This is a genomic window from Microbacterium sp. NPDC086615 (assembly GCF_040686055.1).
Lineage (GTDB): Bacteria > Actinomycetota > Actinomycetes > Actinomycetales > Microbacteriaceae > Microbacterium.
Map to the genome: position 1 here is coordinate 1 of NZ_JBFBJJ010000036.1, position 8,433 is coordinate 8,433.

General features: G+C 70.7%; 6 protein-coding genes and 1 pseudogene. 3 read left to right on the top strand and 4 right to left on the bottom strand.

Annotated elements, in window-relative coordinates:
* Positions 1 to 224: 224 nt before the first annotated feature.
* Positions 225 to 752: a MarR family transcriptional regulator gene (locus AB0O24_RS18840; RefSeq protein WP_275799948.1), complete on the top strand. Its 528-nt coding sequence runs from the start codon at positions 225 to 227 to the stop codon at positions 750 to 752.
* 61 nt (positions 753 to 813) lie between these two features.
* Here AB0O24_RS18840 and AB0O24_RS18845 read toward each other — a convergent pair whose 3' ends face one another.
* Positions 814 to 1,602, bottom strand: a complete 789-nt coding sequence (locus AB0O24_RS18845) for an enoyl-CoA hydratase-related protein (protein ID WP_275799950.1) — start codon at positions 1,600 to 1,602, stop codon at positions 814 to 816.
* A 79-nt stretch (positions 1,603 to 1,681) separates the two neighbouring features.
* Entirely contained in the window at positions 1,682 to 2,860 is a 1,179-nt protein-coding gene (locus AB0O24_RS18850; RefSeq protein ID WP_275799952.1) for an acyl-CoA dehydrogenase family protein, read from the bottom strand.
* Positions 2,861 to 2,967: 107 nt separating this feature from the next.
* Between AB0O24_RS18850 and AB0O24_RS18855 the strand changes: the two genes are divergently transcribed.
* Positions 2,968 to 3,843 carry a DUF2262 domain-containing protein gene (locus AB0O24_RS18855; RefSeq protein WP_275799954.1) on the top strand — a complete coding sequence of 292 codons (876 nt, stop codon included), beginning with the start codon at positions 2,968 to 2,970 and terminating at the stop codon, positions 3,841 to 3,843.
* Positions 3,844 to 3,854: 11 nt separating this feature from the next.
* Here AB0O24_RS18855 and AB0O24_RS18860 read toward each other — a convergent pair whose 3' ends face one another.
* A complete protein-coding gene (locus tag AB0O24_RS18860) occupies positions 3,855 to 4,574 on the bottom strand; it encodes a VIT family protein (RefSeq protein WP_307384625.1) in 720 nt (239 codons plus the stop codon).
* 168 nt (positions 4,575 to 4,742) lie between these two features.
* Between AB0O24_RS18860 and AB0O24_RS18865 the strand changes: the two genes are divergently transcribed.
* Positions 4,743 to 8,204 carry a choice-of-anchor I family protein gene (locus AB0O24_RS18865; protein WP_275799956.1) on the top strand — a complete coding sequence of 1,154 codons (3,462 nt, stop codon included), beginning with the start codon at positions 4,743 to 4,745 and terminating at the stop codon, positions 8,202 to 8,204.
* A 64-nt stretch (positions 8,205 to 8,268) separates the two neighbouring features.
* On the opposite strand, the pseudogene AB0O24_RS18870 reads toward AB0O24_RS18865, so the two are convergent.
* Positions 8,269 to 8,433: pseudogene (locus tag AB0O24_RS18870) on the bottom strand (IS30 family transposase); the annotation flags it as partial.

Sequence of the window (8,433 nt, forward strand, 5' to 3'; positions counted from 1 at the left end):
ACGCCCGCGGAGGCTTCGACACGCTCAGCCACCACCGCACAACACAGGTCCCTGAGCCCGTCGAAGGGACCGGGCCCCCGCGCGACGCCCGCGGAAGCTTCGACCGGCTCAGCCACCGCTCGCCGCCCGACCACCGCTCGCCGCCCGGCCACCGCTCGCCGCCCGGCACCCACCCCGCAACGCGGATGCCGACCGCGCGGTACCGTGAAACGCGAGGAGGCCCCATGACGCGACGACTGCCGGTCGACCCCATCGCCGAGGCCAAACGCCAGTGGCTCGCGCACGGGTGGGACGACGCCGCCGACGGCATGACGGTCGTGACCTCGGTGATCCGGGCGCACCAGTTGCTCATGGCATCCATCGACCGGGCGCTGAAGCCCTTCGACCTGTCGTTCTCGCGCTTCGAGATGCTGCGGCTGCTCGCCTTCACGAGGGAGGGACGGATGCCGATGGCCAGCGCGATCGCCCGGTTGCAGGTGCATCCGACGAGCGTCACGAACACGGTCGACCGGCTGACCCGCGACGGCCTCGTCTCGCGCGAACCGCACCCCACCGACGGGCGCGCAGCGCTGCTCGCCCTGACCGAAGACGGGCGACGACGCGTGGACGAGGCTACCGCGGCGCTGAACACCGTCTTCGCGGATCTCGGACTCGCCGACGACGACGCGACCGCGCTCGTGCGGATCATCGCGCGCTTTCGCAAGGGAGCCGGCGACTTCGCCGACCCCGCCCCGGTGCCCGACCCGCTCTGACACCCGCCCGTGGCCGCGCGTATCGCGGCCGATCGGGCGCGGGGCCGACCCGTCGTCGCGATCATCGGTGGGTGAACGACGGTGCCCGCTTCTCGCGGAACGCCGCCATCCCCTCCTTCTGATCGGCCGTGTCGAAAAGACCGGCGAACGCCTGGCGCTCGAAGCGGAGGCCCTCGGCGAGAGAGGTCTCGAGCGCGGCGTCGAGCGCGGCCTTCGCCGCGTAGAGGGCCGGGAGCGGCTTCGCGGCGATCGTCTCGGCGACCGTCTGCGCCTCCTCGAGCAGGTCGGCCCCGGGCACGACGCGCGACACCAGCCCGACCCGCTCCGCCTCGGCCGCGTCGATCATCCGGCCGGTCAAGACGAGTTCAGCCGCCTTGTAGTACCCCAGGGCACGCACGAGCCGCTGCGTCCCGCCCATGCCCGGGATCACGCCCAGCTGCACCTCGGGCTGGCCGAACCTCGCGCGGTCCGAGGCCAGGATCACGTCGCACATGAGCGCGAGCTCGCAGCCGCCGCCGAGGGCGTAACCCGAGACCGCGGCGACCACGGGCGTGCGGACCGCGGCGAAACGCGACCAGCCGCCGAAGTGATCGGTCAGGGTCATCTCGACGCTGGACTTACCCTCCATCTCTTTGATGTCGGCTCCGGCCGCGAACGCCTTCTCGCTTCCGGTCACGACGATCGCGCCGACGCCCTCATCGGCGTCGAACACCTCGGCCGCGGCGACCACCTCGTGCATGGTGCGTGTGTTCAACGCGTTCAGCGCCTCGGGGCGGTCGAGGGTGATCCACCCGACGCGAGCCCGCTGCTCGACGCGGATCGTCTCGTAACCGGCATCCTGATCCGTCATGTCACTCCCGTTCTGTCGGCGCGGACGACCCGCTCTGGCATGCTCCCACGCTCCCCCGACATCGCCGGGGGACTCGACGTCACGCGGCCAGAACGCTCCGACCGACGATGAGACGCATGATCTCGTTCGTGCCCTCGAGGATCTGGTGCACGCGTAGATCGCGCACGACCTTCTCGATGCCGTAGTCCTGCAGGTAGCCGTAGCCGCCGTGCAACTGCAGGGCCTCGTTCGCGACGCGGAACCCGACGTCCGTCGCGAATCGTTTGGCCATCGCGCAGCGGGTCGCGGTGTCGGGGTTCTTCGCGTCCAGCGCCGTCGCCGCATCGCGCACGAGCAGACGCGCCGCCTCGAGCTCGGTCGCCATGTCTGCCACGGCGAAGACGACGGACTGCTTCTCGGCGAGCGCCTCGCCGAACGTGAAGCGCTCGTGGACGTAGGTGATCGCGCGATCCAGCGCCCAGCGCGCCCCGCCGATCGAGCAGGTGGCGATGTTCAGTCGGCCGCCGTTGAGCGCCGTCATGGCGATCGAGAAGCCGCGGCCTTCCCCGCCCAGGAGGTTCTCGGCGGGAACGCGCACCTCGTCGAGGACGACCTGACGGGTCGGTTGGGCGTTCCAGCCCATCTTCTTCTCGAGGGGGCCGAAAGACAGCCCCGCAGCGTCGGCGGGAACGAGGAATGCACTGATCCCCCGCGCGCCCGGCTCGCCCGTGCGGGCCATGACGACGTAGACGGATGCCTCTCCGGCACCCGAGATGAACTGCTTCACGCCCGTGAGCACGTAGGTGTCACCGTGGCGGATCGCCGAGGTCGTGATCGCCGCCGCATCGGATCCCGCGCCGGGCTCGGTGAGGCAGTAGGCACCGAGGTCGTCCATCGCGACGAGGCCCGGCAGCCAGCGCTGACGCTGGGCGTCGGTGCCGTAGGCGTCGACCATCCAGGCGACCATGTTGTGGATCGTGATGTAGGCCGTCACGGTGGGGTCGCCGTAGGCGAGCTCCTCGAAGATGGCGACCGCGTCGGCGCGTGACAGGCCCGCGCCCCCGACGTCGTCCTGCACGTACACACCGCCGAGGCCCAGCTCGCCTGCGCGGCGCAGGACATCGCGGGGGAAGTGCTTCTCGGCATCCCATTCCAGGCTGTGGGGGGCGAGCTCGGTCGCGGCGAAGTCACGGACGGCTTCGAGGATGGCTTCGCGCTCATCCGCCGAGAGGGTACCGGCGGGCGGGGCGTCGAGCGCGGGAGCAGGGGTGGTGTCCATGCGGCTCTCCTTCGTGGGGCGACGGCGTCGTCGCCCTCACAGATTACATGGACGTCCTACTAAATGGGAGGGCTTGCGATGATTCGCGAGTCGGTACCCTCGACGGCATGCCTGAGCAGCAAGAGCGAGCCGAATTCGACCGCCGTCACGCCGCGGAGTCCATCGAGATCGTCGTCTTGACCGGCCAGAGCGTCGGAGGGGCGGGGAAAGCGGGCGGCGCGGAGCTGTGGACACCGTCCGCGGACGTCCTCGCGTACGTCGACGGATCCGGCGCCGTGGTCACCGAAGAGGGGCGATTGTCGTGGCTCGCCACCGACGCGGAACGCGACGGGTGGATCCACGACCTCGAGGCCCTGACGCAATACCGCGTGCGGGTCCGTCGCGCCACTCCGGACGCGGCGGAGTACGCGAAGTACAACCTCCCTGTGCGCGACCTCTCGCACCATTTCGCGCTCGACGAGGTGATCGAGCGCGACCTGCGCGTCCCCGCGCTCGACGACCGGCGCGACCGGTGGCTCCGCCCCGTCGTCCTTGCCACCGAGCTCGGCGAGTTCACCCTCGATCGTCCCTACGGGTGGTTCTCGGGCGGGATCGAGTGGGCGGGGGAACAGGTATCGGTCAGCCTGAGCATCGACGATGACGCTGCCGAGGGCGCCGAGACCTGCGAGGGGTCCCTCGCCCGCTTGCGGGCGCTGCTCGCCGAGATGCCGGACGTCGACGCCCGCTGGCGCGCCTTCGCCGCCGAGGAGCTCACCGACCTCGCGAACGACTGGCAGGAGGAGGACGAGGACGACGACGCGCCGGCTCCGGAACCGATCACCCGGGAGACGTTCGCGGAGCGGATCCGCCTGAGCGAGCTGAGCATCGCCGCCGACGGCTCGGCCACTGCGTACTTCGACGACGGCGACCTGTTCTTCGGCCACGTGATCCTCATCGACGTGCAGAGCGACAACCGCCTGGCCAACGCCTCGATCGCCGGCTGAGATCCTGAGCGCTACCCCGCCGCCACGCCGAACAACGACCCCACGAGATACGTCGCCCCGAGCGCGAGCGCGCCGCCGATCACCGTGCGCAGGATCGAGCGACCACGTCGAGCGCCGCCGATCCACGCGGCCACGTACCCCGTGACGGCCAGCGCGACAAGCACCGCCGCGAACGTCAGGGGAACCCGCACCTCCACCGGCGCGAGCAGGATCGTCGCGAGAGGCAGCAGCGCGCCGATCGTGAAAGCCACCGCGGACGCCAGCGCGGCGGTCCACGGGCTCACGACGTCGTCGGCATCGATGTTCAGCTCGATCGACAGATGCGCTTTCAGGGCATCGGATGCCGTCAGCTCGGTCGCCACGCGGGTCGCCGTGTCGCGCGTGAGCCCCTGGGCCTCGTACAACCCGACGAGCTCGGCGAACTCGGCATCCGGATCCTCCGCGAGCTCGCGGCGTTCCTTCTGGATGAGCGCCCGCTCGCTGTCGCGCTGGCTCGAGACCGAGACGTACTCGCCGAGCGCCATCGACACGGCACCGCCCACGAGGGCGGCGAGCCCGGCGACGAGCACGGGCCCCACCTCGCTCGTCGCTCCCGCGACGCCGACGACGACCGCGGCGGTCGACACGATGCCGTCGTTCGCACCGAGCACTCCGGCACGAAGGCCGTTCAGTCGTTGGGCGAGGCCCTGGCGATGCGGTTCGTCGGCGTGGGCACCGGAAGGCTCCGTCATGCGCCCAGGCTAGACCGCCTCGCACGGGAGCGGGCGCGCGTGCGAGCGTTCGCCTCTCGTTCATCCGAGCGTCACGGACCGCGGCCAGACTCGGCGCGTCCGCCGCCCCCGCGGCGTCCGGTGTGCCGCCCCCGCGGTGCGTCGATCCCCTGCCCCGAGGACACAGCCATGCCTTCGCCCTTCCTTCGCCGTACCGTCGCGCTGACCGCGACGACCGCGGCCGTCTGCGCGCTCGCGCTCTCGAGCGCCACCGCGGCGTCCGCCGCGATCGTTCCCGACCCGATTCGCGACGCTCCCGCCGACAGTGCGGTGAGCCTCCGCCCGATCGGCACCTACGAGACGGGCGTGTTCGACCAGTCGGCCGCCGAGATCGTCCACGCCTACAAGAACCGCCTGTTCGTCGTGAACGCGCAGGCCGGCGCCGTCGACGTGCTCGATATGAGCAGCCCCGCGGCCCCCACGAAGCTGTACTCGATCACGGGGACGGGCGTGGCGAACTCGCTCGCGGTGCGCGAAGACGGCCTGGGCGTCATCGCCCTCGAGGACACCGACAAGACCGCGCCCGGCCGCCTCGTGTTCTTCGACGCGGATGCCGCCGAGCCGACCGTTCTCGGAGAGGTCACCGTCGGAGCCCTCCCCGACATGGTCACGATCTCGGCCGACGGCACGGTCGCCGTCGTCGCGAACGAGGGCGAGCCCGCCGACGACTTCTCGGTCGACCCCGAGGGCTCGGTCGGGATCGTCACCCTCCCCGCCGAGAAAGCGGCCCCGAGCCAGGATGCCGTGCGCACGGCCGGGTTCGGAGCGTTCGAGAAGGGCGGATCGAAGACCCTCGACCCCGCCGTCCGCGTCTTCGGTCCCGACGTCGCCGCCCCCGACCAGGGCGACACCCCGCTCGCCGCGAACCGCGTCAGCCGCAACCTCGAGCCCGAGTACGTCGCGATCGCCGGGGGGACCGCGTACGTCGCGCTGCAGGAAGCCAACGCGATCGCGATCGTCGACCTGGCGTCGGCGGAGGTCAGTGGCATCCGTCCCCTCGGGTACAAGGACTACGGCGTCGAGACGCTCGACGCGAGCGACCGCGACCCCGAGGACGCTCCGACCTCCAACGAGAAGAGCTACCCGGGCCTGTACGGCATGTACATGCCCGACGGCATCCAGGCGTACGAGACGAACGGCGAGACCTACCTCGTCACCGCCAACGAGGGCGACGGCCGCGAGTGGGGCGACTTCAACGACACGGCCCGCGTGAAGGATCTCGGTGAGGATGGTCTCGCGCCCGTCTGCGCCGACAGCCCGCTGGCCGGCTCGCTCGACGACGCCGACCTCGGCCGCCTCAACGTCGCGACCGACATGGGACTGAACGCCGACGGCAGCTGCTACGCCGAGCTCTACACGTTCGGCGGCCGCGGTTTCTCGGTGTGGAACGCCGACGGCGCGCAGATGTTCGATTCCGGCGCGGACTTCGAGCGCATCACGCACGACGCGAACCCGGGCTTCTTCAACTCGAACCACTCGGCCTCGAACCTCGAGGGACGCAGCGACGACAAGGGTCCCGAGCCCGAGAACCTCGCGATCGGCGAGGTCGACGGGCGCACGTACGCGTTCATCGGTCTCGAGCGCGTCGGCGGCGTGATGACGTACGACATCACCGACCCGACGAAGGCCGCCTACGCGGGATATGTGAACAACCGCGACTTCTCGGTGTCGATGGAAGACCAGCTCACCGGCGACGAGACCGCCGACCGCGAGCTGCTGGCGAAGGCCGGCGACCTCGGCCCCGAGGGAGTCGACTTCATCCCCGCCGACGCGTCTCCCACGGGGCGACCGCTGGTCGCCGTCGGCAACGAGGTGTCGGGCACCACGACGCTGTTCGAGGTCTCGAACCCGACGGTGAAGAACATCGACATCCTGACGGTCAACGACTTCCACGGCCGCCTCGAAGCGGGCTCGCAGGGCGAGGCCGGCGCGGCCGTCATCGCGGGCGCCGTGAAGGCCAAGGAAGCCGCCAACCCGAACACGCTCTTCGTCTCGGCGGGTGACAACATCGGCGCGTCGACCTTCACCTCGCTCATCCAGAACGATTCGCCGACGATCGACACGCTGAGGGCGTCCGGTCTCGACGTATCGGCCGTGGGCAACCACGAGTTCGACCGCGGCTTCGCCGACCTCACCGACCGGGTGCTGCCCGAGTACGGCGGCGGGGAGTACGGTCTCGGCGCGAACGTGTACAAGAAGGGCACGAAAGAGCCCGCGCTCGACGAGTACGCGATCAAGGACGTCGACGGCGTGCGCGTGGCCTTCATCGGCACCGTCACCCCCGACACCGCGACCATGGTCGACCCGGCCGGTATCGCCGACCTGGAGTTCGGCGACCAGCTCGAAGCGGCGAACCGCGTCGCCGACGAGATCACGCGGGGCGACCTCGCCGACGTGATCGTGCTGCTGACGCACTCGGGCGCCGCCGTCTCCGACGACTGCGCCGCGATCGCCGCCGACCAGTCGGGCTTCGGCAACCTCGCCGTCAACGCCTCGCCCGAGATCGACGCGATCGTCTCGGCGCACACGCACCAGACGTACGCGTGCGACCTGCCGGTGGCGGGCACCGACCGCACCCGCCCGGTGATCCAGGCGTACGAGTACGGCAAGGCCATGGGCCAGCTGTCGCTCACGTGGGACACGCGCACTGACTCGCTGGCATCCCTCACCGGAACGACGTTCCCGCTCGCGGGCGCTTTCGCTCCGGATGCCGAGATCGAGGCGAAGGTCGCCGGCTACGTCGCACAGGCCGACGTCATCGGCGCGAAGCCGGTCGGCGAGATCAGCGGCGACATCCTGCGCGGCGGAACCCCCTCGGGAGCCGACCGCGGCGTCGAGTCGTCGATGGGCAACTGGGTCGCCGACGTCTACCTGTGGGCGACCTCGGAGAACCCCGCCTACGCCGGGACGAAGGCGCGAATCGCGCTCATGAACCCCGGTGGCCTGCGCGCCGACCTGCTGAAGGGCGACGACGGGGTGGTCACCTACAAGGAGGCCGCTCTCGTGCAGCCCTTCGCCAACACCCTCGTGACGGTGACGCTGACGGGCGAGCAGCTGCGCGGCATCCTGAACGAGCAGTGGAAGGCCGAGGGCGATCGACCGAAGCTGCACCTCGGGGTCTCCGACGGCTTCACGTACACCTACACGCAGGACCCGACGAACCCGCGGGTGGGCTCGGTCGTGTCGATGGCGTACCAGGGCAAGCCGATCGCCGACACCGACACGTTCACGGTCGTGACGAACTCGTTCCTCGCGAACGGCGGCGACGGGTTCCCGACCTTCGCGGCAGGAACCGACCGCACCGACACCGGCCAGATCGACCTCGACGCGACGCTCGCGTACTTCGAGGCGACCCCCGTGGTCGACCCGGCGCCACTCGGGCGGGCCGTGCTCGCCTCGGACGCGACGCCGGGCGAGGACCCCGGCGCCCAGCCGACGCCCGCTCCCGCCGCTCCGGGGCAGCCCACGAACCCCGGCGGCAAGCTCGCGAACACGGGCGCGGAGGCTCCGTGGGGCGTGGCCCTCGCGGGCGGGTTCCTCGTGGTCGCGGGCGGCCTCGCCTTCGCCCTGCGGCGGCGGCGCACGGTCTGACACGCCGAACCGAAGCGGCCCTCACCCTGGGCGGTTTCTAGGGCTCGTCGCAACACCAACTGAACTAAACGAGTTCTAGCAGACGCTGGGCTGGGGTATCCCAGCCCAGCGTTTTGCGTGGGCGGCCGTTGAGTTTCTGGGCGACGTGCTCGAGGTCTTCCGGACCGTAGACGGACAGGTCGGTGCCTTTCGGGAAGTACTGCCGGAGCAGGCCGTTGGTGTTCTCGTT

Excerpts from the sequence above, each read along its gene's own strand:
- AB0O24_RS18845 (WP_275799950.1), bottom strand. The coding sequence starts at position 1,602 with ATGACGGATCAGGATGCCGGTTACGAGACGATCCGCGTCGAGCAGCGG.
- AB0O24_RS18850 (WP_275799952.1), bottom strand. The coding sequence starts at position 2,860 with ATGGACACCACCCCTGCTCCCGCGCTCGACGCCCCGCCCGCCGGTACC.
- AB0O24_RS18840 (WP_275799948.1), top strand. The coding sequence starts at position 225 with ATGACGCGACGACTGCCGGTCGACCCCATCGCCGAGGCCAAACGCCAG.
- AB0O24_RS18865 (WP_275799956.1), top strand. The coding sequence starts at position 4,743 with ATGCCTTCGCCCTTCCTTCGCCGTACCGTCGCGCTGACCGCGACGACC.
- AB0O24_RS18860 (WP_307384625.1), bottom strand. The coding sequence starts at position 4,574 with ATGACGGAGCCTTCCGGTGCCCACGCCGACGAACCGCATCGCCAGGGC.
- AB0O24_RS18855 (WP_275799954.1), top strand. The coding sequence starts at position 2,968 with ATGCCTGAGCAGCAAGAGCGAGCCGAATTCGACCGCCGTCACGCCGCG.